This is a genomic window from Methylobacterium aquaticum (assembly GCF_001043915.1).
In the GTDB taxonomy this organism is placed as follows: domain Bacteria; phylum Pseudomonadota; class Alphaproteobacteria; order Rhizobiales; family Beijerinckiaceae; genus Methylobacterium; species Methylobacterium aquaticum.
This window is the reverse complement of record NZ_LABX01000003.1, coordinates 1-21,663: the sequence shown is the minus strand read 5'-3', so window position 1 is coordinate 21,663 and position 21,663 is coordinate 1. Positions and strand designations below refer to the sequence as shown.

General features: G+C 66.8%; 14 protein-coding genes and 1 tRNA gene. 1 reads left to right on the top strand and 14 read right to left on the bottom strand.

Annotated elements, in window-relative coordinates:
• Positions 1-123: 123 nt before the first annotated feature.
• From fusA to VP06_RS00445, 14 genes are all read right to left on the bottom strand, one after another.
• Positions 124-2,199 (bottom strand): elongation factor G, encoded by a 2,076-nt coding sequence (gene fusA / locus VP06_RS00515; protein WP_048461875.1) that lies wholly within the window; start codon positions 2,197-2,199, stop codon positions 124-126.
• Positions 2,200-2,256: 57 nt separating this feature from the next.
• The gene (rpsG, locus tag VP06_RS00510; RefSeq protein WP_048447790.1) at positions 2,257-2,727 is read right to left on the bottom strand and encodes a 30S ribosomal protein S7; all 471 of its coding nucleotides are present in this window, start codon (positions 2,725-2,727) and stop codon (positions 2,257-2,259) included.
• A 119-nt stretch (positions 2,728-2,846) separates the two neighbouring features.
• Positions 2,847-3,218, bottom strand: coding sequence for a 30S ribosomal protein S12 (gene rpsL, locus VP06_RS00505; protein ID WP_048429408.1), 372 nt, complete (start codon positions 3,216-3,218; stop codon positions 2,847-2,849).
• A 402-nt stretch (positions 3,219-3,620) separates the two neighbouring features.
• Entirely contained in the window at positions 3,621-4,241 is a 621-nt protein-coding gene (locus VP06_RS00500) for a DUF805 domain-containing protein (protein ID WP_048461874.1), read from the bottom strand.
• A 227-nt stretch (positions 4,242-4,468) separates the two neighbouring features.
• Entirely contained in the window at positions 4,469-8,674 is a 4,206-nt protein-coding gene (gene rpoC, locus VP06_RS00495; protein ID WP_048461873.1) for a DNA-directed RNA polymerase subunit beta', read from the bottom strand.
• Between the two features lie 147 nt (positions 8,675-8,821).
• On the bottom strand, positions 8,822-12,946 hold the full coding sequence (gene rpoB / locus VP06_RS00490) for a DNA-directed RNA polymerase subunit beta (RefSeq protein WP_048461872.1): 4,125 nt from the start codon (positions 12,944-12,946) through the stop codon (positions 8,822-8,824).
• Positions 12,947-13,301: 355 nt separating this feature from the next.
• The gene (gene rplL / locus VP06_RS00480; protein ID WP_048461870.1) at positions 13,302-13,676 is read right to left on the bottom strand and encodes a 50S ribosomal protein L7/L12; all 375 of its coding nucleotides are present in this window, start codon (positions 13,674-13,676) and stop codon (positions 13,302-13,304) included.
• Positions 13,677-13,727: 51 nt separating this feature from the next.
• Complete coding sequence (gene rplJ, locus VP06_RS00475) at positions 13,728-14,261, bottom strand: 50S ribosomal protein L10 (RefSeq protein ID WP_048461869.1); 534 nt, start codon at positions 14,259-14,261, stop codon at positions 13,728-13,730.
• Between the two features lie 536 nt (positions 14,262-14,797).
• Positions 14,798-16,411, bottom strand: coding sequence for a B12-binding domain-containing radical SAM protein (locus VP06_RS00470; RefSeq protein WP_048461868.1), 1,614 nt, complete (start codon positions 16,409-16,411; stop codon positions 14,798-14,800).
• Positions 16,412-17,023: 612 nt separating this feature from the next.
• Positions 17,024-17,731, bottom strand: coding sequence for a 50S ribosomal protein L1 (gene rplA / locus VP06_RS00465; RefSeq protein ID WP_048461867.1), 708 nt, complete (start codon positions 17,729-17,731; stop codon positions 17,024-17,026).
• A 12-nt stretch (positions 17,732-17,743) separates the two neighbouring features.
• Positions 17,744-18,193, bottom strand: a complete 450-nt coding sequence (gene rplK, locus VP06_RS00460; protein WP_048461866.1) for a 50S ribosomal protein L11 — start codon at positions 18,191-18,193, stop codon at positions 17,744-17,746.
• Positions 18,194-18,372: 179 nt separating this feature from the next.
• Entirely contained in the window at positions 18,373-18,906 is a 534-nt protein-coding gene (gene nusG, locus VP06_RS00455; protein WP_048461876.1) for a transcription termination/antitermination protein NusG, read from the bottom strand.
• Positions 18,907-18,972: 66 nt separating this feature from the next.
• The gene (secE, locus tag VP06_RS00450; protein WP_048450719.1) at positions 18,973-19,257 is read right to left on the bottom strand and encodes a preprotein translocase subunit SecE; all 285 of its coding nucleotides are present in this window, start codon (positions 19,255-19,257) and stop codon (positions 18,973-18,975) included.
• A 197-nt stretch (positions 19,258-19,454) separates the two neighbouring features.
• A tRNA-Trp gene (locus tag VP06_RS00445) sits at positions 19,455-19,531 on the bottom strand.
• A gap of 257 nt (positions 19,532-19,788) precedes the next feature.
• Between VP06_RS00445 and VP06_RS00440 the strand changes: the two genes are divergently transcribed.
• Positions 19,789-21,477 carry a methyl-accepting chemotaxis protein gene (locus VP06_RS00440; protein WP_048461865.1) on the top strand — a complete coding sequence of 563 codons (1,689 nt, stop codon included), beginning with the start codon at positions 19,789-19,791 and terminating at the stop codon, positions 21,475-21,477.
• Positions 21,478-21,663: the final 186 nt, after the last annotated feature.

Here is a 21,663-nt window from a genome sequence, read left to right as displayed (position 1 = left end):
CGAAAACTTTTCCTTGGCCATGGCCAAAACTCCGTCGATCGAATGCGTGCGCGTGTGTCTGGATGGGTGCCCGCCGTGGCGGGCACCGAAGCTGAGATGCGGCCTGACTGCAGGCCGACATCATCAGGCGTACTTGGCGACCACCTTCTCGGCCTCGCCGCGCGGGACCTCTTCGTAGTGGTCGAACTGCATCGTGAAGTTCGCGCGCCCCTGGGTGAAGGAGCGAAGCTGATTCACGTAGCCGAACATGTTGGCGAGCGGCACCATCGCGTTGATGACGTTCGCATTGCCGCGCATGTCCTGGCCCTGGATCTGGCCGCGCCGGGAGTTCAGGTCGCCGATGACCGAACCGGTATAGTCCTCCGGGGTCACGACCTCGACCTTCATCACCGGCTCGAGCAGGACCGAGCCCCCCTTCTGGAGCGCCTCACGGAGAGCCGCCCGCGAGGCGATCTCGAACGCCAGCGCCGACGAGTCGACCTCGTGGTAGGCGCCGTCGATCAGCTCCACCTTGATGTCGACCACCGGGAAGCCCGCCAAGATACCGGCGGTCAGCACGCTGTTGAGGCCCTTCTCGACGCCCGGGATGTACTCCTTGGGCACCGAGCCACCGACGATCTTCGACTCGAACGCATAGCCGGCACCCGGCTCGTTCGGCTCGACCACGAACTTCACCCGCGCGAACTGACCGGTACCACCGGTCTGCTTCTTGTGGGTGTAGTCGATCTCGGTCCGCTTGGTCAGCTTCTCCCGATACGCGACCTGCGGCTGGCCGATATTGGCCTCGACTTTGTAGGTGCGCTTCAGGATGTCGACCTTGATGTCGAGGTGAAGCTCGCCCATCCCCTTCAGGATGGTCTGGCCGGATTCCTGGTCCGTGGAGACCCGGAAGGACGGATCCTCGGCAGCGAGCTTCGAGAGCGCGATGCCGAGCTTCTCCTGGTCCGCCTTCGACTTCGGCTCGACGGCGATCTCGATGACGGGCTCCGGGAACTCCATCTTCTCGAGGATCACGGCCTTGCTGGGGTCGCACAACGTGTCGCCGGTACGGGTATCCTTGAGACCCGCGAGCGCCACGATGTCACCGGCGAACGCCTCCTTGATGTCCTCGCGGTTGTTCGCGTGCATCAGGAGCATGCGGCCGACCCGCTCCTTCTTGTCGCGGGTCGAGTTGATGACGTTCGCGCCCGAATCGACCTTGCCCGAATAGATGCGGCAGAAGGTGATCGTGCCGACATGGGGATCGTCCATGATCTTGAAGGCGAGCATGGAGAAGGGATCGCTGTCCGTCGGACGGCGCACGACCTCTTCCTCGGTCTTGAAGTCGATGCCCTTGATCTCGCCACGATCGGCGGGAGACGGCAGGAAGTCGACGACCGCGTCGAGCAGGGGCTGCACGCCCTTGTTCTTGAACGCCGAGCCGCACAGCACCGGGTGGAAGGCGCGGCGCTGCACCGCCGTGCGGACGAGCTTGCGCATCGTCGCCTCGTCGGGCTCGACGCCGTCGAGGTACGCGGTCATCGCGTCGTCATCCATCTCGACGCAAGCCTCGACCAGCTTGGTGCGGTACTCCGCAGCCTGGTCGGCGAGGTCGGCCGGAATCTCTTCCTCGGCATAGTTGGCGCCAAGCGCCTCGCCCGACCACACGACCGCCTTCATCTTGATCAGGTCGACGACGCCCTTGAACGAGCTCTCGGCACCGATCGGCAGCTGGAGGCAGACCGGCTTGCCGGCCACGCGGTCGATGATGTCGGCGACGCACTTGAAGAAGTCGGCGCCGATCTTGTCCATCTTGTTGACGAACACGACGCGCGGCACGTCGTACTTGTCGGCCTGGCGCCACACCGTCTCGGTCTGCGGCTCGACGCCCTGGTTGCCGTCGAGCACGCAAACGGCGCCGTCGAGCACGCGCAAGCTGCGCTCGACCTCGATGGTGAAGTCGACGTGGCCGGGGGTGTCGATGATGTTCAGGCGCTTGTCGCGCCAGAAGCAGGTGGTCGCAGCCGAGGTGATCGTGATGCCACGCTCCTGCTCCTGCTCCATCCAGTCCATGGTGGCGGCGCCCTCATGGACCTCGCCGATCTTGTGGGACTTGCCGGTGTAGTAGAGGATCCGCTCGGTCGTCGTGGTCTTGCCGGCATCGATGTGGGCCATGATGCCGAAGTTGCGGTAGTCCTCGATCGCGTGCGTGCGGGGCATCGGGGGGCTCCTGAAGAAGGGGACCGCCGCACCGGTAGGGCGGCGGCGAAGCAGCGTTTACCAGCGATAGTGCGAGAACGCGCGGTTGGCTTCGGCCATCCGGTGGGTGTCCTCGCGCTTTTTCACGGCGTTGCCGCGGTTGTTGGCGGCGTCGAGCAGCTCGGCCGACAGGCGCTCGACCATGGTGCGGTCGTTGCGCGAGCGGGCGGCCTGGATCAGCCAGCGGATCGCCAGGGCCTGACGGCGCTCGGTGCGGACCTCGACCGGGACCTGGTAGGTCGCGCCGCCGACGCGGCGGGACCGGACCTCGATCGCCGGGGCGACGTTGTCGAGGGCGGCGCGGAACACCTCGATCGGGTTCGCCTTCGCCCGGGCCTCGATGATGTCGAACGCGCCGTAGACGATGCTCTCGGCGACCGACTTCTTGCCCTCGTACATCACCGAGTTCATGAACTTGGTGAGGACGACGTCGCCATACTTGGCGTCGGGGATGATCTCGCGCTTCTCGGCGCTGTGGCGGCGGGACATCGCTCGCTCCGTCTTCTACGTTCTAAAAATCAACTGTTGTGCCCCACGCAGGCCGCCTGAGCATCGAAGCCGGCGACATCCTTGCGGGACAGGCGATAGAGACCGGTCCGTGTCGCGTCTTACTTCGGACGCTTGGCGCCGTACTTCGAACGACGCTGCTTGCGGTTCTTGACACCCTGGGTATCGAGCACGCCGCGCAGGATGTGGTAGCGCACGCCCGGAAGGTCCTTCACGCGGCCGCCGCGGATCATCACCACGGAGTGCTCCTGAAGGTTGTGACCCTCGCCCGGGATGTAGCCGATGACCTCGAAGCCGTTGGTCAGGCGCACCTTGGCGACCTTGCGGAGCGCCGAGTTCGGCTTCTTCGGGGTCGTGGTGTAGACGCGGGTGCAGACGCCACGCTTCTGCGGGCAGGCGTCCAGGGCCGGCACCTTGTTGCGGGCCTTCTGCGCCTTCCGCGGATTGGCGATCAGCTGGTTGATCGTCGGCATGCCATTCCTCTCGCAACGCATCGCCGTCCTGGCGACCGTCGGTTTCGCAATCTCGTCTGAACGACCGTCGCTTCGGATGAGAAGCGCAACGCAAATCGCGCCCCAGGCTGAAACCAGCCTTTGGCGCGCCATGCGAGCAGAGGACCACCGAGGGACGAGCCCCAGCGATCATGCCGGTCTGACACGTGTCAGTCGCTTGAAGTTCGGTCGCGTTTAGGAGACTTGGATCGAGGCACGAGGGGCACGTCGATCAGCTGTCGCCTACGGCCAGCCGTTCAGTAGGAGGGCCTATTACGGGCTAAGAGGCGGGCCGTCAAGCGTTAAATAAGCGTCACCGGCCGCCGGACCGCAGCGGGCCGGAGGATCGGGCCGGTCTCGCCAGCGGCAAGCGGAAGGCGGCGCTCAGGCGATCGGCAGTCCGAGCGGGTCCGGCCCGAAGCGGTTGGGGCCCGGCTCGCCCCGCCGGACATAGACCGCGACGAACACCCAAACATAGCTGCCAAGCGTGACGATCGCGAGAAGGATCGTGCCGGCCATCGCCGCGTGATTGGCAGCCTCCACCATCGACACGACGACCGTGAGGACGAGCGGGATGGCCGGGAGGAAGCTCCACCAGCCGGACCGTCCGACATCGTGGCATCGCTTGAACGAGAGCGCGATGCTCGACCAGAACGCCGCGAGCCCGAGGATCTGGCCGACCACCGGGATCCAGCCCAGGACGACGGAGACGACGAAGGTCACCAGAACGCCATAGAGCCAGTATTGCCGCCGCGATACGCGGCCGGTCGAGCTGAAATAGAAGTTGATCCAGCCGCGACCGACTTCGGGTGAGAGGCCGTACTGGTTCGTCAAGGCGTAGATCTCGACGGCCATGTCGCCGGAGATGTCGAAATCGACCTCCTGCCCGGCTCGCAGAGGACCAGAGCGCACGGTGCTGGCGTCGAAGCGGTAGCGTCGTCCGTCATCACCGGAGATCAGACCCGGCGCAGCGTCGGAGACAGCCGCCAGAACCTTGCCCTTCATTGACCCCCCCTCGCCCGTTCCGCCGGTTCGCCCAGCGTCGTGTGAGGACGGAAGTGTCGGATTTGCTCCGATCGCCGTCAACGGCGAAGCTGCGAGGTCGAGAGTGTGAGCAGCCGGCGCCGAGACGCCCCCATCCCGGAAGCCGACCTTGTCGAAACGGCAAGGGCCGGCGCGCCCCTCGGTCGCGCCGGCCCCTTTTGACCTCCGGTCGAAAGTCCCCTGTCGCCCTACTCGGCGGCGGGGAGGCGCCCGGCGACGGCCGCGCCGCTCTCGGCCGACTTCTGGGCCATGATCAGGCCGTCGCGCCGGCGCGCGATCGACTTGATGTCGGCGATCATCGCGCCAGTGCCCGCCGGGATCAGCGAGCCGACGATGACGTTCTCCTTCAGGCCTTCGAGGTTGTCGACCTTGCCGTTGACCGCCGCCTCGGTGAGGACGCGAGTGGTCTCCTGGAACGAGGCCGCCGAGATGAACGAGCGGGTTTGCAGCGACGCCTTGGTGATGCCGAGCAGGACGGGGACGCCCTGGACCGGCTTCTTGCCCTCGGCGAGCAGTTGCTCGTTGATCTCCGCCAGCTCCATCCGGTCGATCTGGTCGCCGCTCAGGATCTCGGAATCGCCGCCGTCGGTGATCTCCACCTTTTGCAGCATCTGCCGGACGATGACCTCGATGTGCTTGTCGTTGATCGACACGCCCTGGAGCCGGTAGACCTCCTGGATCTCGTTGACGAGGTAGGCAGCCAGCTCCTCCACGCCCTTGATCGCCAGGATGTCGTGCGGCGCCGGGTTGCCGTCGACGATGAAGTCGCCGAGCTCGACCACGTCGCCATCCTGAAGGTGGATGTGCTTGCCCTTCGGGATCAGGTACTCCACCGGCTCGGAACCGTCATGCGGGGTCAGGCTCAGGCGGCGCTTGTTCTTGTAGTCGCGCCCGAACGAGATCGTGCCGGACTTCTCGGCGATGATCGCCGCGTCCTTCGGCCGGCGCGCCTCGAACAGCTCCGCCACCCGCGGCAGACCGCCGGTGATGTCGCGGGTCTTGGCGCTCTCGGTCGAGACGCGGGCGAGGATGTCGCCGGCCTTGACCCGGGTGCCCGGATCGACGCCGATGATCGCCTCGACCGGCAGGACCGAGCGGGCATCCGAGCCGCGCGGCAGCTTCTGCACCCGGCCGTTCTGGTCGTGGATCGCGATCGCCGGACGCAGATCCGCCGTCCGCGCCGAGCCGCGCCAGTCGATGACGACGCGCTTGGCGATGCCGGTCGACTCGTCGGTCGTCTCGGTGATCGACTGTCCGTCGATCAGATCTTCGTAGGCCACGATGCCGTCGATCTCGGTCAGGATCGGCCTTGTGTAGGGATCCCACTCGGCGATGCGCTGGCCGCGCTTGATCGCGTCACCCTCGTCGACCCGGACGCGGGCACCGTATTGCAGGCGATGGACCGCCCGCTCGGTGCCGTCCGGCCCGACGATCACCACCGCCACGTTGCGGCCGGTGGCGATCAGGTCGCCGTCCGAGTTGCGGGCGAGACCGCGGTTGCGGATCCGCACCGTGCCCTCGAAGCTCGACTCGATGAAGGACGAATCGGCGATCTGGGCCGCGCCGCCGATGTGGAAGGTCCGCATCGTGAGCTGGGTGCCCGGCTCGCCGATCGACTGCGCCGCGATGACGCCGACGGCCTCGCCCATGTTGACGGGCGTGCCGCGGGCGAGGTCGCGCCCGTAGCAGGTGGCGCAGACGCCGTTCCGGGTCGCGCAGACCAGGACCGAGCGGATCTTCACCTCCTGGATGCCGGCCTTGGTGATCGCGTCGAGGTGCTTCTCCTCGATGGTCTCGCCCTTGGCGACGATGATCGAGCCGTCATGAGCGATCAGGTCCTCGGCCGTGGCGCGGCCGAGGATGCGGGTCGCCAGCGAGGCCACGACCTGGCCGGCATCGATGATCGCGCGCATGCGGATGCCGCTGTCGGTGCCGCAATCCACCTCGCGGATCACCGCGTCCTGCGCCACGTCGACGAGGCGGCGGGTCAGGTAGCCGGAGTTGGCGGTCTTGAGCGCGGTATCGGCGAGGCCCTTGCGGGCGCCGTGCGTCGAGTTGAAGTACTCGAGCACGTCGAGGCCTTCCTTGAAGTTCGAGATGATCGGGGTCTCGATGATCTCGCCCGAGGGCTTGGCCATCAGACCGCGCATCGCCGCGAGCTGCTTCATCTGGGCCGGCGAACCACGGGCGCCCGAGTGGCTCATCATGTAGATCGAGTTGACCTGCTTGTCGGCGCCGTGCTCGTCCTTCTGCACGGACGAGATGCGGTTCATCATCTCGCCGGCGAGACGGTCGGAGCACTTGGCCCAGGCGTCCACGACCTTGTTGTACTTCTCGCCCTGGGTGATCAGGCCGTCCTGGTACTGCTGCTCGTAATCCTTCACGAGCGTGCGGGTCTCGTCGACGATCGACCACTTGTTGTCCGGCACCACCATGTCGTCCTTGCCGAACGAGATGCCGGCGCGGAAGGCGTGGATGAAGCCGAGCCCCATGATCCGGTCGCAGAAGATCACCGACTCCTTCTGACCGCAATGGCGGTAGACGGTGTCGATCATCGCCGAGATCTCCTTCTTGGTCATCAGTTTGTTGACGACGTCGAAGGGGACGCGCTTGTGGCGCGGCAGCACGCTGGACAGGATCACGCGGCCCGGCGTGGTGTCGTAGATCCGGCTGACCTCGTTGCCCTCGGAATCCAGACCCTTCCAGCGCCACTTGATCTTGGTGTGCAGCGTGACGGTGCGGGCGGCGAGCGCGTGCTCGAGCTCGCCGACATTGCCGAAGACGCCCTTCATCGGGTTCTTCGGGTCGTTCGGCTTGTGCTCACCCGGCGAGCCGTCGGCGACGATCGACAGGTAGTACAGGCCGAGCACGATGTCCTGCGACGGCACGATGATCGGCGCCCCGTTGGCCGGGTGCAGGATGTTGTTCGTCGACATCATCAGGACGCGCGCTTCCAGCTGCGCCTCGAGCGACAGCGGGACGTGCACGGCCATCTGGTCGCCGTCGAAATCGGCGTTGAACGCGGCGCAGACCAGCGGGTGCAGCTGGATCGCCTTGCCTTCGATCAGCTTCGGCTCGAACGCCTGGATGCCGAGGCGGTGCAGGGTCGGCGCCCGGTTCAGCATGACCGGGTGCTCGCGGATCACCTCGTCCAGGATGTCCCAGACCTCCGGCTTCTCCTTCTCGACGAGCTTCTTGGCCTGCTTCACCGTGGCCGAGAAGCCCTTGGCGTCGAGGCGGGCGTAGATGAACGGCTTGAACAGCTCGAGCGCCATCTTCTTCGGCAGCCCGCACTGGTGCAGCTTCAGCTCCGGGCCGACCACGATGACCGAGCGGCCGGAATAGTCGACGCGCTTGCCGAGCAGGTTCTGGCGGAAGCGGCCCTGCTTGCCCTTCAGCATGTCGGCGAGCGACTTCAGCGGGCGCTTGTTGGCCCCCGTGATGACGCGGCCACGGCGGCCGTTGTCGAACAGCGCGTCGACCGCCTCCTGGAGCATCCGCTTCTCGTTGCGGATGATGATGTCCGGCGCGCGCAGCTCGATCAGCCGCTTCAGGCGGTTGTTGCGGTTGATGACGCGGCGGTAGAGATCGTTGAGATCCGAGGTCGCGAAGCGGCCGCCATCGAGCGGGACGAGCGGGCGCAGGTCCGGCGGGATCACCGGCACGACGGTCAGGATCATCCATTCCGGCCGGTTGCCCGACATCTGGAACGCCTCGATGATCTTGAGGCGCTTCAGCAGCTTCTTGGGCTTCAGCTCGGAGGTGGTGGTGGCGATCTCCTCGCGCAGGTCGGCCGCGATCTTGTCGAGGTCGAGCTCCTGGAGGATGCGCCGAATCGCCTCCGCGCCGATCATGGCGGTGAACGAGTCCTCGCCATACTCCTCCTGCGCGCGCAGGTACTCCTCCTCTGACAGAAGCTGACGCTCCTTCAGGGGGGTGAGGCCCGGCTCGATGGTGACGTAGGACTCGAAGTACAGGATGCGCTCGAGATCCTTGAGCGCCATGTCGAGCAGCAGGCCGATGCGGCTCGGCAGCGACTTCAGGAACCAGATATGGGCGACGGGCGCCGCCAGCTCGATATGGCCCATGCGGTCGCGGCGGACGCGCGCGAGGGTGACCTCGACGCCGCATTTCTCGCAGATCACGCCCTTGTACTTCATGCGCTTGTACTTGCCGCACAAGCACTCGTAATCCTTGATCGGCCCGAAGATCCGGGCGCAGAACAGGCCGTCACGCTCGGGCTTGAACGTGCGATAGTTGATGGTCTCGGGCTTCTTGATCTCGCCGTAGGACCAGGACAGGATCTTCTCAGGCGACGAGATCGAGATCTTGATCTGGTCGAAGCTCTGAGGCTGCGCCTGCTGGTTGAAAAGATTCATGACCTCTTGGTTCATGATCTGCTCCTTGGCTGACGGGGCGCCGCGAAGGGCCGGGCGAAGGGCCGGGTCAATCGGGCCGCCGTCTTAGGGAAACGGGTTCGAGCGGCCGGGGCCCCCGGGCGAGGGCCCCGCCGCTGGTCGCGATGGGCGGTGCGGAAGGGCCTATTCGGCCGCCTCCGGAGGCGCTTCGAGCTGGTCGTTGGCGGCGCGCTTGGAGGACAACAGCTCGACGTTGAGGCCGAGCGACCGCATCTCCTTCACCAGAACGTTGAAGCTCTCCGGGATGCCCGCCTCGAAGGTGTCGTCGCCGCGCACGATGGCCTCGTAGACCTTGGTGCGGCCGGCGACGTCGTCGGACTTCACCGTCAGCATCTCCTGAAGCGTGTAGGCAGCGCCATAGGCTTCGAGCGCCCACACCTCCATCTCGCCGAAGCGCTGACCGCCGAACTGCGCCTTGCCGCCCAGGGGCTGCTGGGTGACGAGGGAGTACGGACCGATCGAGCGCGCGTGGATCTTGTCGTCCACCAGGTGGTGCAGCTTCAGCATGTAGATGTAGCCGACCGTGACCTTGCGGTCGAAGGGCTCGCCGGTGCGCCCGTCATAGAGCGTCGACTGGCCGGAGCGGTCGAGACCTGCCATCTCCAGCATGGTCTCGATGTCGGCTTCCTTGGCGCCGTTGAACACCGGGGTGGCCATCGGGACGCCGCGGCGCAGGTTGTTGCCGACCTCGGCGAGTTCCTGGTCGGACAGGCCGGCCAGCTCGGACTCGCTGTAGATCGCCTTCATCCGCTCGCGCAGGGGCTCGATGTCGTGGGTGCGCAAGTAGGCATCCACGGCCTGCGAGACCTGCCGGCCGAGACCGGCGGCGGCCCAGCCCAGATGCGTCTCGAGGATCTGGCCGACATTCATCCGGCTCGGCACGCCGAGCGGGTTGAGCACGATATCGGCGTGGGTGCCGTCCTCCAGGAACGGCATGTCCTCGATCGGGACGATGCGCGACACGACGCCCTTGTTGCCGTGCCGGCCCGCCATCTTGTCGCCGGGCTGGATCTTGCGCTTCACCGCCACGAAGACCTTGACCATCTTCATGACGCCCGGGGGCAGCTCGTCGCCGCGCTGAAGCTTCTCGACCTTGTCGAGGAAGCGCTGCTCGAGACGCTTCTTCGACTCGTCGTACTGCTTCTGCATCGCCTCCATCTCGGACATGAGACGGTCTTCGACGACGGCGAACTGCCACCATTGCGAGCGGGGATAATCCGCCAGCAACTCGCGGGTCAGCAGGGTCTCCTTCTTGAAGCCCTTCGGGCCGGCGACCGGCGACTGGCCGACCAGGAGATCGCCCAGACGCGCATAGGTGTTGCGGTCGAGGATCGCCTGCTCGTCGTCGCGGTCCTTGGCGAGGCGCTCGATCTCCTCGCGCTCGATGGCTTGCGCGCGCTCGTCCTTGTCGACGCCGTGGCGGTTGAACACCCGCACCTCGACGATCGTGCCGGTGACGCCCGGCGGGACCCTGAGCGAGGTGTCGCGCACGTCCGACGCCTTCTCGCCGAAGATGGCGCGGAGCAGCTTCTCCTCCGGCGTCATCGGGCTCTCGCCCTTCGGCGTGATCTTGCCGACCAGGATGTCGCCCGCGTGGACCTCGGCGCCGATATAGACGATGCCGGCCTCGTCGAGGTTCTTGAGGGCCTCTTCCGAGACGTTCGGGATGTCGCGGGTGATTTCCTCCGGCCCGAGCTTGGTGTCGCGGGCCATCACCTCGAATTCCTCGATGTGGATCGAGGTGAACACGTCATCCTTCACGATCCGCTCGGAGAGCAGGATCGAGTCCTCGAAGTTGTAGCCGTTCCACGGCATGAACGCGACGAGCACGTTGCGGCCGAGCGCCAGCTCGCCGAACTCGGTCGAGGGACCGTCGGCGATGATGTCGCCCTTCTTCACCACGTCGCCGACGCGCACGAGCGGCTTCTGGGTGATGCAGGTCGACTGGTTCGAGCGCTGGAACTTCTGCAGCCGGTAGATGTCGACGCCGGGCTTGGAGGCATCGGCCTCGTCGGTGGCGCGGATGACGATACGGGTCGCATCGACCTGGTCGATGACGCCGGCGCGCCGGGCGCCGATCGCGGCCCCCGAATCGCGCGCGACCACCGCCTCCATGCCCGTGCCGACGAAGGGCGCGTCGGCGCGGACCAGCGGCACCGCCTGGCGCTGCATGTTCGAGCCCATCAGCGCGCGGTTGGCGTCGTCATTCTCCAGGAACGGGATCAGCGCCGCCGCCACCGACACGAGCTGCTTCGGCGACACGTCCATCAGGTCGACCCGCTCGGGGCCGACGACGATCACCTCACCCGCCCGGCGGCAGACCACCAGGTCCTCCGTCAGCTTGCGGTTCGCGTCCATCTGCGCGTTGGCCTGGGCGACGTGGTACTTCGCCTCCTCCATCGCCGACAGATAGGCGACCTCGTCGGTGACCACGCCGTCGCGCACGCGGCGGAACGGGGTCTCGATGAAGCCGTACTTGTTGACCCGCGCGAAGGTGGCGAGCGAGTTGATCAGGCCGATATTCGGGCCTTCCGGCGTCTCGATCGGGCAGATCCGGCCATAATGGGTCGGGTGCACGTCGCGCACCTCGAAGCCGGCGCGCTCGCGGGTGAGACCGCCCGGGCCGAGGGCCGAGAGGCGGCGCTTGTGCGTCACCTCGGAGAGCGGGTTGGTCTGGTCCATGAACTGCGACAGCTGCGACGAGCCGAAGAACTCGCGCACCGCCGCCGCCGCGGGCTTGGCGTTGATCAGGTCCTGCGGCATCACGGTGTCGATGTCGACCGACGACATCCGCTCCTTGATGGCGCGCTCCATGCGCAGGAGACCCAGACGGTACTGGTTCTCCATCAGCTCGCCGACCGAGCGCACCCGGCGGTTGCCGAGATGGTCGATGTCGTCGATCTCGCCCTTGCCGTCGCGCAGGTCCACCAGCGCCTTGACGACCGCCAGCATGTCCTCCTTGCGGAGCGTCCGGACGGTGTCGGCGGCGTCGAGGTCGAGGCGCATGTTCATCTTCACCCGGCCGACGGCCGAGAGGTCGTAGCGCTCCGCGTCGAAGAACAGCGAGTGGAACATCGCCTCGGCGGTGTCGAGGGTCGGCGGCTCGCCCGGGCGCATCACCCGGTAGATGTCGAACAGCGCGCCTTCGCGGGCCGAGTTCTTGTCGACCGCGAGCGTGTTGCGGATGTAGGGACCGACATTGACGTGGTCGATGTCGAGGACCGGGATCTCCTCGATGCCGACATCGGTCAGGCCCTTGAGGACCTTCTCGCTGATCTCGTCGCCGGCCTCGGCATAGATCTCGCCGGTCTTGTAGTTGACCATGTCCTCGGCGATGTACTGGCCGATCAGGTCGTCGTCGGTGGCACGCAGGGCCTTCACGCCCTTCTCGGCGATCTGGCGGGCGGCGCGCGCCGTCAGCTTCTTGCCAGCCTCCAGCACCACCTCGCCCGAATCGGCGTCGATGAGATCGGTCGACGCCTTGAAGCCCTTCAGCCGCTCGGCGTCGTAGGGCACGCGCCAATCGTGCCCGTCACGGCGATACGTGACGCGGTTGTAGAAGGTCGACAGGATCTCCTCGCCGTCGAGGCCGAGGGCAAAGAGCAGCGAGGTGACGGGGATCTTGCGCTTGCGGTCGATGCGCGCGTGCACGATGTCCTTGGCGTCGAACTCGACGTCGAGCCAGGAGCCGCGATACGGGATGATGCGCGCCGCGAACAGGAGCTTGCCCGAGGAATGGGTCTTGCCCTTGTCGTGGTCGAAGAACACGCCCGGCGAGCGGTGCATCTGCGAGACGATGACGCGCTCGGTGCCGTTGACGATGAAGGTGCCGTTCTCCGTCATCAGGGGCATGTCGCCCATGTAGACGTCCTGCTCCTTGATGTCCTTGACCGACTTGGCGCCGGTATCGGGATCGACGTCGAACACGATCAGCCGCAACGTGACCTTGAGCGGGGCCGCGAAGGTGATGCCGCGCTGACGGCACTCGTCGACGTCGTATTTCGGCTGCTCGAAGGTGTACTTGACGAACTCGAGGAGCGCGGTCGAGGAGAAGTCGGAGATCGGGAAGACGGACTTGAAGACGGATTGCAGGCCCTCGTCGGCACGGCCGCCTTCGGGCTCGTCCACCATCAGGAACTGGTCGTAGGACGCCTTCTGGACCTCGATGAGGTTCGGCATCTCGGCGACTTCCCGAATCTTGCCGAAAAACTTGCGAATGCGCTTGCGACCGACCAGCGTGTTGGCCATGGGTTGACCTCGCTCCTCATCCACCGCTTATACGGCCCCGGTGGGACGCCGGCCGAATCGACCCGCATCGGACCTGCCTGAGACCGCGCGGACCGCCCGTACACCGGCCGTCCGCATCCCTTGAAAACCGATATGGTGATCCGTGCCCCGGATCCCGAGGGGGTACGCTGCGTGCCTCTCGCAAAACTCCCGATCGCCGTCGTCGCTCGTGAGGGCCGCGTCGGCGCAGCGGGAGTTGTGTGAGACGCACTGAAAGCGACCATAGCCCGCGAGCGCGAGGCCCGCGGGCTGGTGGCCCCGAACCGGCGCGAGGCCGGTCCGGAGCGCGGGGCGGGCCGGGAGGCCCGCCATCGCCTTACTTCAGCTCGACCTTGGCGCCGGCCTTCTCGAGCTGGGCCTTGAGCTTGGCGGCGTCGTCCTTGGACACGCCCTCCTTGACCGGCTTCGGAGCGCCCTCGACCAGGTCCTTGGCCTCCTTGAGACCGAGGCCGGTGATCGCGCGGACCTCCTTGATGACCTCGATCTTCTTCTCGCCGGCGGCGGCGAGCACGACCGTGAACTCGGTCTGCTCCTCGACCGGGGCGGCAGCGGCAGCGGCCGGGCCGGCGGCGACGGCAACGGCGGCAGCCGCCGAGACGCCCCACTTCTCCTCGAGCATCTTCGCGAGCTCGGCAGCCTCGAGAACGGTCAGCGAGGACAGGTCGTCGACGAGCTTGGCAAGATCAGCCATTTTTCACTTCCTGATGTTGTCGGTTTGAACGGTTTCGTCTCGAACAGCCGGTCAGGCCGCTTCGTCGGTCTGGGCGTCGCCGGTCTTGGCATAGGCCCCGAACACGCGCGCGAGCTTGGCAGCCGGCGCGTTGACGACCTGGGCGATCTTGGTCGCGGGAGCCTGGACAAGGCCCACGAGCTTGGCGCGCAGTTCGTCGAGGGACGGGAGCGAGGCCAGGGCCTTCACGCCGTCCGGGTTCAGGGCGGTCTTCCCCATGGCTCCGCCGAGGATGACCAGCTTCTCGTTGGCCTTGGCGAAGTCCACCGCCACCTTGGCGGCCGCGACCGGATCGCTCGAATAGGCGAGCAGGGTCGGGCCCTTCAGGAGGGGCTGAATGGAGGCGACGTCCGTGCCTTCGAGAGCGATGTTGGCGAGGCGGTTCTTCGCGACCTTCACGGTGGCGCCGGCCTGCTTCATCTGCGAGCGCAGCTTCTGCATGTCGGCGACCGTGAGGCCCTTGTAGTGGGCCACGACGACGACGGAGGTGTTGGCAAACACCCCGTTGAGCGTCGAGACGAGATCAGCTTTTGCTGCTCTGTCCACCTTGGCTCTCTCCGGTTGGCGGAACCCGGATGGGCCCCGCCGGTTGCAGTTGCCGCCCAGGATGAGCCGGGGCCTTGACGAGAAGACCGCGACGTCCTGAACGACGCTTCACGGCCCTGCCCCCGATGCGGTCGGACGCGGACGTCCTTCGCCTCGGGCGAGATGGTTCAAACCGACGCCCCGCCGGCCTCAAGGAGGCCATGGGGGCGGTGAAACTCGGTCTTCCCCGTCTGTGCAGGCTTGGCGGATTAAGCCGGCGGATGCCGGCGCCTGCAGTCTCGGACAGGACATGGCCGGACGGGGCGCGAGGGGTTGCCCCCTGAGCCCTTCCGGCCACTTTGGTCACCCGGTCGCCCGGGGACCTCTCTCCAGGACCGGCCGGTCGGCCGAATCCTTTCGATCTCGGAAACGTGGAGCCGGGTCTATAGCGGCGTGCAAACGCCCTGCCAAGAGCCCGGCATGCGGAAATTCGGTCGCAGGGGCGGATTTTCCATCAGACCCTGCGGATCATGCCGCGGATTGGCGGCTTTCGTGGCTCACGCCGCCTGCCGGGCCCCTCCCCTCGCGGCGGCTTCGGCCTTCGCCTTGTCCTGGGCAGCGTAGAACGAGGCGTTGTGCTCGCCGCGCAGGGCCTCGCGGGTGAAGCGGATCAGGTGATGGGCGACGAAGCCCATGTTGAACACCGCCTCGATCTGCCCGCGCTTGAGGGCATAGCCGGCGGCGCGCCAGAACGGCCGGCGGTAATCGGAGAACAAACCGACCCGGGTCAGGATGTTGAAGCCGAGGATCAGCCCGCGGCGCAGGTTGGTGAGCGTCAGCTTGCCCGCCGTCGGCGTGGTGATCCGGTTCGGATAGGTGACGTCGCATTGGCGCTTGAAGCGCTCGAACAGGTGCTCGGGCGAATAGGCATGGGCGATCGCCCGGCGCCAGGACCGCACCACGTCGTCGTGCGGGCGCTTGAACAGCACGTTCGATTCGAGGCTGGCATCATGGACGAGCCGGCCCTCCCGCTCCAGCCGGTCCCAGAGCGGGGTTTTGGGGAGAGCCTGGAGCAGGTTGATGGTCAGGACCGGGATCGCCGACTTGTCGATGAAGTCGATCAGGTTCTGCTCGGAGCGGTCGGTGTCGGTGTCGAGCCCCAGGATGATGCCGGAGGTGACTTCGAGCCCGTAGGCGTTCAGGGTCTCGATCGCCTCGTACATCGGCACGGCGGCGTTGTGGGTCTTGTCGATGCCCTTCAGCGCGTCGGCCTCCGGGGTCTCGATGCCGACGAACACCGTCATGAAGTTGGCCTCGCGCATCAGCGCGAGGATCTCGGGCTGCTTGGCCATGTTCAGCGTCGCCTCGCAGGCGAACTGGAGCGGGTAGTTGTTCCGCTTCTGCCACGCCACCAGGTGCGGCAGCATCTCCCGCGTTGCCTTGCGGTTGCCGATGAAGTTGTCGTCGACGAAATAGACCACGGCCGGATGGGCCGGTTGCGCGATGATCGCGTCGAGTTCGGCGCAGAGCTGCTCGGGGGTCTTGAGCCGCGGCTGGCGGCCATAGAGCTGCGGGATGTCGCAGAACTCGCAGCGATAGGGGCAGCCGGAGGAGAATTGCAGCGAGCCGATCAGGTAGCGCTTGAGCGGCACCCGCTCATAGGCCGGGGCCGGGAAATCGGACAGGCCGAGGCGGTCCTTGGTCTCGAACCGCTCCGGCTCGGGCGGCACCGCCACGGTCTCGTCGAGGCGCCGGATCAGCGCGTCGGTGGCGTCGCCGATCTCGCCGAGATGGAGATAGTCGAAATCCGGGTATTTTTCCGGCGCGCCGGACACTGACGGGCCACCCAGCACCGCGACCTTGCCGGCGGCGTGGGCCCGCCGGCCGATCTCGTGGATCTGGCCCTCCTGGATATGCATCCCCGACACGAAGACCGCGTCGGCCCAGGCGAAATCCTCGGGGCTGGCCCGAGCGATGTTCTCGTCGATGAATCGCACCTGCCATGCCTCCGGCATGTAGGCGGCGATCACCAGAAGCCCCTGCGGCGGCATGAACGCCTTCACGCCGCCCATCAGCGGATAGGCGTGCGAGAAGGTGCCGAAGGACGGCGTGTAGGCGGGGAAGACGCAGAGGATGCGTCGCGAGGAGGAAACCGGGACGGTGCTGCGCATGGCGTCCTATCTAGCACAGCGTCGCCGGAAGGCTGCCCCGTCGCGTCAGGTTTTCGCGGCGTTGCGGCATCGGCCCGGCGACCATGATGCCGCCGTTTCAGTCGTCGTGAATCCCGTCAGGTGCGGAGGAGCAACATGTCCACCAAAAGCGGTGAAAATGAAAAGCTCAATAATCTAGAAACACCCGTGATGATTTGACAAAATATCTCTTACTTTCCATGGAATTGCCAGCAATTTAGATATTAGAGATTTAGGAAAAAGCCTGGAGATCTTTCCGCCTACATATTCGGCACGATAGACCACAAAATAAAACCGCCCATCCGAAAAATGCGAGATGAATAGATTCAAAACATCCAAGTCACAGTGAGGCTCGACACAGCCTACGGCCAAGAATTTAGCCAAAGCATCCACAACTCTAGAGCATTCTCCGACGAAGTGGATACCGGCTCGTCGTAGAAAATGCGGAAAAATCAAAGAGCTAAAGCGCTTCACGATTGCCACGCAGTCATGAAGCGCTTTAGGGCTGCATCCCGGTCCCCAATCGGCAAGAAAAAGCGCCCGGCACGTTTATCGGGCCGAGCGCTTCAGATCATGCGAGGAGGTCGCCGACGCTCAGGCGCCGGCGGAAACCAGCACGCTCGAGGGATCGACCTTCACGCCCGGGCCCATCGTCGAGGAGACGGCGATGCGCTGGATGTAGGTGCCCTTGGCGCCGGCGGGCTTGGCCTTGGCCACGGCATCCGCGAAGGCGCGGATGTTCTCGACGATCTTCTGCTCGTCGAACGAGACCTTGCCGATGCCGGCGTGGACGATGCCCGCCTTCTCGACGCGGAACTCGACCGAGCCGCCCTTGGCGCCGGCGACGGCGCCCTTCACGTCCATGGTGACGGTGCCGACCTTCGGGTTCGGCATCAGGCCGCGCGGGCCCAGCACCTTACCGAGGCGGCCGACCAGCGGCATCATGTCCGGGGTGGCGATGCAGCGATCGAAGTCGATCGTGCCGCCCTGGATCGTCTCCAGCAGATCCTCGGCCCCGACGATGTCGGCACCGGCGGCCCGGGCCTCGTCGGCCTTCGGACCGCGGGCGAACACCGCCACCCGCACGGTCCGGCCGGAGCCGTTCGGCAGGTTGCAGACGCCGCGGACCATCTGGTCGGCGTGGCGGGGATCGACGCCGAGATTCATCGAGACCTCGAAGGTCTCGTCGAACTTGGCCTTGGCCCGCTCCTTGATCAGCTTCACCGCCTCGGCGAGCGGATAGAGCTTGGTGACCGCGATGCCCTCGCGGGCGGAGCGGATGCGCTTGCCTGTCTGTGCCATGTCGCCCTCCCCTTACGCGGTGATCTCGAGGCCCATGGCGCGGGCGGAGCCGCGGATCATGGCGACGGCGGAATCGACCGAATCGCAATTCAGGTCGGGCATCTTCTTCTGGGCGATCTCGCGGATCTGCGCCTCGGAGACCGTGCCGGCGGGCGCGCCCTTGCCGGGGGTCTTCGAGCCGGAGGCCGGCTTCTTGCCGATCTTCAGCCCGGCCGCCTTCTTGAGGAAGAACGACACCGGGGGCTGCTTCATCTCGAAGGTGAAGGAGCGGTCCTGATACGCGGTGATGATCACCGGGATCGGGGTGCCCTTCTCGATCTGCGCGGTCTTCGCGTTGAAGGCCTTGCAGAATTCCATGATGTTGAGGCCGCGCTGACCGAGCGCGGGACCGATCGGCGGCGACGGATTGGCGGCGCCGGCCGGGACCTGAAGCTTCACGTAGCCCGTGATCTTCTTCGCCATGGGACTGCTCCCAAAGTAGCCCTCGTGCATGAGGGCGGTTGCAGGTCGCGGTACGGCCCGGAATCCCGGAGGCGTTGCCGGGCGGGCCTTCCGCGGGTGAGGGCGGTTCGTCGGGAGCAGCGATCACGGGCGCATCGCTGCGCCTTGTGCTGACTCCCAAAACAATCCGCCGGGTACGATCAGAGCTTCTCGACCTGACCGTATTCGAGTTCGACCGGGGTCGCCCGGCCGAAGATGGAGACCGCCACCTTGAGGCGGGAGCGGCTCTCGTCGACTTCCTCGACGATGCCGTTGAAGGAGGCGAAGGGGCCGTCCGCGACGCGGACCTGCTCGCCGACCTCGTAGGCGATCGACGCCTTCGGACGCTCGGTGCCTTCCTGGACCTGGCCCTTGATGCGCTCGGCCTCGGCATCCGGGATCGGCACCGGCTTCGACTTGTCGGCCCCGAGAAAGCCCGTGACCTTCGGGGTGTTCTTGATGAGGTGATAGACCTCGTCGGTGAGATCGCACTTCACCAGCACGTAGCCGGGGAAGAACTTGCGCTCGGCATCGACCTTCCGGCCGCGGCGCACCTCCACGACCTTCTCGGTCGGGACCATGACCTCGTCGAACTTCTCCGTCAGGCCGCGCTGCGCCGCCTGGTCCCTGATCGACTGCGCGACCTTGTTCTCGAAGTTCGAATAGGCGTGGACGATGTACCAGCGCTTCGACACGGCGTTCACTCCAATCCGGCGGCGGCCCGGTCGCGGGCCGGCATCTGCCGGGTCATCTCTGCTCGATCAGGCCCCGATGCCCAGCACCAGCGTCACCGCGTAGCGCAGCACCTGGTCGACGACGGTGAAGAACACGCTCGCCACCACCACCATGACGAACACCATCAGGGTGGTGACCAGAGTCTCCTTGCGGGTCGGCCAGGTGACCTTCCGACCCTCGTCGCGCACCTGCTGGAGGAACTCGAACGGGCCGACGCGCTTCTGCGCCGGGCGCACGGGCGGCGTCGGCGGGGTGCTGCGGGAGGCGTTGCGCCCGAGGTCCATCTTCTTCGTCGCTTCGTTCGATGCCATGGCTCGGACAACCGATGCGCTCGAAACCAACGGCGGCGCGCGGGCTGAAGGATCACCCCCGGGCCCGCGGAGCCGCCTGTTCGATCTGGGATGGGCGCAGCGTCTAGCGCAGTTGCCTGCGCTTGTCGACTGTCCCGGACGGATTGTTATGGAGGTCCGCCGGCTTTCGCTGGAGGCTCCGGTCGGCTCGCGGTCCCTGGCAGGAGTGGAGGGACTCGAACCCCCAACCCCCGGTTTTGGAGACCGGTGCTCTGACCAGTTGAGCTACACTCCTGCAGCGCCGCGGCGCGTCCGCTCTGTAGCCGGATCGCGGGCCCGGATGCAAGCGGAATGTCGCGCGGCTCGGTGCGACGGCGGCGGGTCTCCCGCGGCCGAGCGGGGCCGAGCGGGGCCGCCATCGTCGGGCTCTAATTCCCCAAGGTCATTGAGCACGACCACTCGCATACCGCAGGAATTAATGCGATTTTAACCAAAATTATACGATCATTCGACCTATTGAATTTTATTTCGACCGTATCACGGAGATGAATTATGTTGCTGCATACGATCTCGATCCGCACTAAGCTGATCGGCTGCTTCGCGGTGATGCTCGTGCTGATGGCCGGGCTGGGGGGTCTGGCGTTCCACCAGGCCCGGATTCTGCAAGCCTCGGTGTCGGACCTGGGCGAGGAGGCGCTGCCCGCCACCCAGGCGCTCGGGCGGATCCAGGCCCTCACCCTGCGGATCCGCGTCAACGGCAGCCGCCTGATCTCGGCCCGCACCGACCGGCAGCGGGAGGACGCGGCGGCGTCGATGCGCCAGCGCCTCGCGGAACTGGCGCGCGAGCGTGCGGCCTATGCCCGGTTGCCGGCCTCTGCCGCGATGCAGGGCCTCTACGCCGCCTTCGATCGGCAATGGCAGGTCTACCTGACGCTCCAGGCCGATGCCCTGCGGCGGGCCGAGAGCGGGGACCAGGCCGGGGCGACCGAGCTTTACAACACCACCATGTCGGAGGCGATCCGCCAGGTGATCGCCACCCTGGTGGCGCTCGTCGACCGTAACGAGGCCGCCGCGACCGAGAGCGGCCAGGTCGCCCGGGCCGCCTACGCGAGCACCGAGCGCCAGATGATCGTCTATCTCGGCCTCGCCGCCGTGCTCGCCGCCGGCGCGGCCCTGATGCTGATCCTCGAGGTCAGCCGGCCCCTGGGGCAGATGACCGCCGCGATGCACCGGATCGCCGCCGGCGACACCGCGACGGTGGTGCCCTCGACCGGACGGCAGGACGAGGTCGGGGCGATGGGCCGGGCCGTGCAGGTGTTCAGGGACAGCATGATCCGCGCCGCGGCGCTGGATGCCGAACGGGCCGACCTGCACGCGGCCGGCGAGGCGCAGCGGCGGGCGACGATGCGGGAGATGGCCGACGGGTTCGAGGCGGTGGTGGGCGGCATCGTCGCCTCGGTGACCTCCGCGGCGACCGCACTCCAGGCCACCGCCCGGGCGATGACCGCCACCGCCACCCAGACCGCCGGCCAATCCAGCGCCGTCGCGGCCGCCGCCGAGGAGGCGGCATCGAATGTCGGCGCGGTGGCCGCCGCCGCCGAGGAGATGGGTGTCTCGGTGCAGGAGATCGGACGCCAGGTCTCCGGCACGGCGGGCCTGGCCCGGGCCGCCGTGACCGAGGCCGGCCAGACCGCGGCCCTGGTGCAGGATCTGACCCGGGCCGCGGCGAAGATCGGCGACGTTCTGGGGTTGATCTCGTCGATCGCCGATCAGACCAACCTGCTCGCCCTCAACGCCACCATCGAGGCGGCCCGCGCCGGCGCGGCGGGGCGGGGCTTCGCCGTGGTGGCCGCCGAGGTGAAGGAGCTGGCCGCGCAGACCGCGCGGGCCACCGACGAGATCTCCGGACAGATCGGCGAGATCCAGGCCGCGACCGGCCAGGCCGTAGCGGCGATCGGCGGGATCGTGGCGCGGATCGAGGAGATCAGCGACGTCGCCGCCGCGCTCGCCGCCGCCATTGGCCAGCAGGACGGGACGACCCAGGAGATCGTCCGCAACGTGTCCCAGGCCGCGGTCGGCGCGGGCGAAGTCACCCGCACCATCGCGGGCGTCGCCGGCGCCGCGGAGGAGACCGGAACGGCGGCGCGCCACCTGCTGGAGGCCGCCTCGGAGCTGTCGCGGCACTCGCAGCACCTCGATGCGGAGGTCGAGCGGTTCCTGTCGGAGGTGCGGGCGGCCTGAACGGCCTCCACCAGCGCGAGCCGGAACCGGCGCGGCGGCCAGCCCGATCACGGAGCGCCCGCCACCGGCTCCGGCACACGTAAAAAGGGGCGGGCGCCGCACGGCACCCGCCCCTTCGTCTTTCGGGACATCCGGAGCCGGGACGGCTCCGGATCGAACCGTCCGGCTTACTCGGTGATGGAGGCG

Bases quoted from the DNA above. Each gene is read 5' to 3' on its own strand.
- secE (WP_048450719.1), bottom strand. From the start codon at position 19,257: ATGGCATCGAACGAAGCGACGAAGAAGATGGACCTCGGGCGCAACGCC.
- rplL (WP_048461870.1), bottom strand. From the start codon at position 13,676: ATGGCTGATCTTGCCAAGCTCGTCGACGACCTGTCCTCGCTGACCGTT.
- rplK (WP_048461866.1), bottom strand. From the start codon at position 18,193: ATGGCGAAGAAGATCACGGGCTACGTGAAGCTTCAGGTCCCGGCCGGC.
- rpsL (WP_048429408.1), bottom strand. From the start codon at position 3,218: ATGCCGACGATCAACCAGCTGATCGCCAATCCGCGGAAGGCGCAGAAG.
- VP06_RS00470 (WP_048461868.1), bottom strand. From the start codon at position 16,411: ATGCGCAGCACCGTCCCGGTTTCCTCCTCGCGACGCATCCTCTGCGTC.
- VP06_RS00500 (WP_048461874.1), bottom strand. From the start codon at position 4,241: ATGAAGGGCAAGGTTCTGGCGGCTGTCTCCGACGCTGCGCCGGGTCTG.
- rpoB (WP_048461872.1), bottom strand. From the start codon at position 12,946: ATGGCCAACACGCTGGTCGGTCGCAAGCGCATTCGCAAGTTTTTCGGC.
- VP06_RS00440 (WP_048461865.1), top strand. From the start codon at position 19,789: ATGTTGCTGCATACGATCTCGATCCGCACTAAGCTGATCGGCTGCTTC.
- rpsG (WP_048447790.1), bottom strand. From the start codon at position 2,727: ATGTCCCGCCGCCACAGCGCCGAGAAGCGCGAGATCATCCCCGACGCC.
- fusA (WP_048461875.1), bottom strand. From the start codon at position 2,199: ATGCCCCGCACGCACGCGATCGAGGACTACCGCAACTTCGGCATCATG.
- rpoC (WP_048461873.1), bottom strand. From the start codon at position 8,674: ATGAACCAAGAGGTCATGAATCTTTTCAACCAGCAGGCGCAGCCTCAG.
- rplA (WP_048461867.1), bottom strand. From the start codon at position 17,731: ATGGCACAGACAGGCAAGCGCATCCGCTCCGCCCGCGAGGGCATCGCG.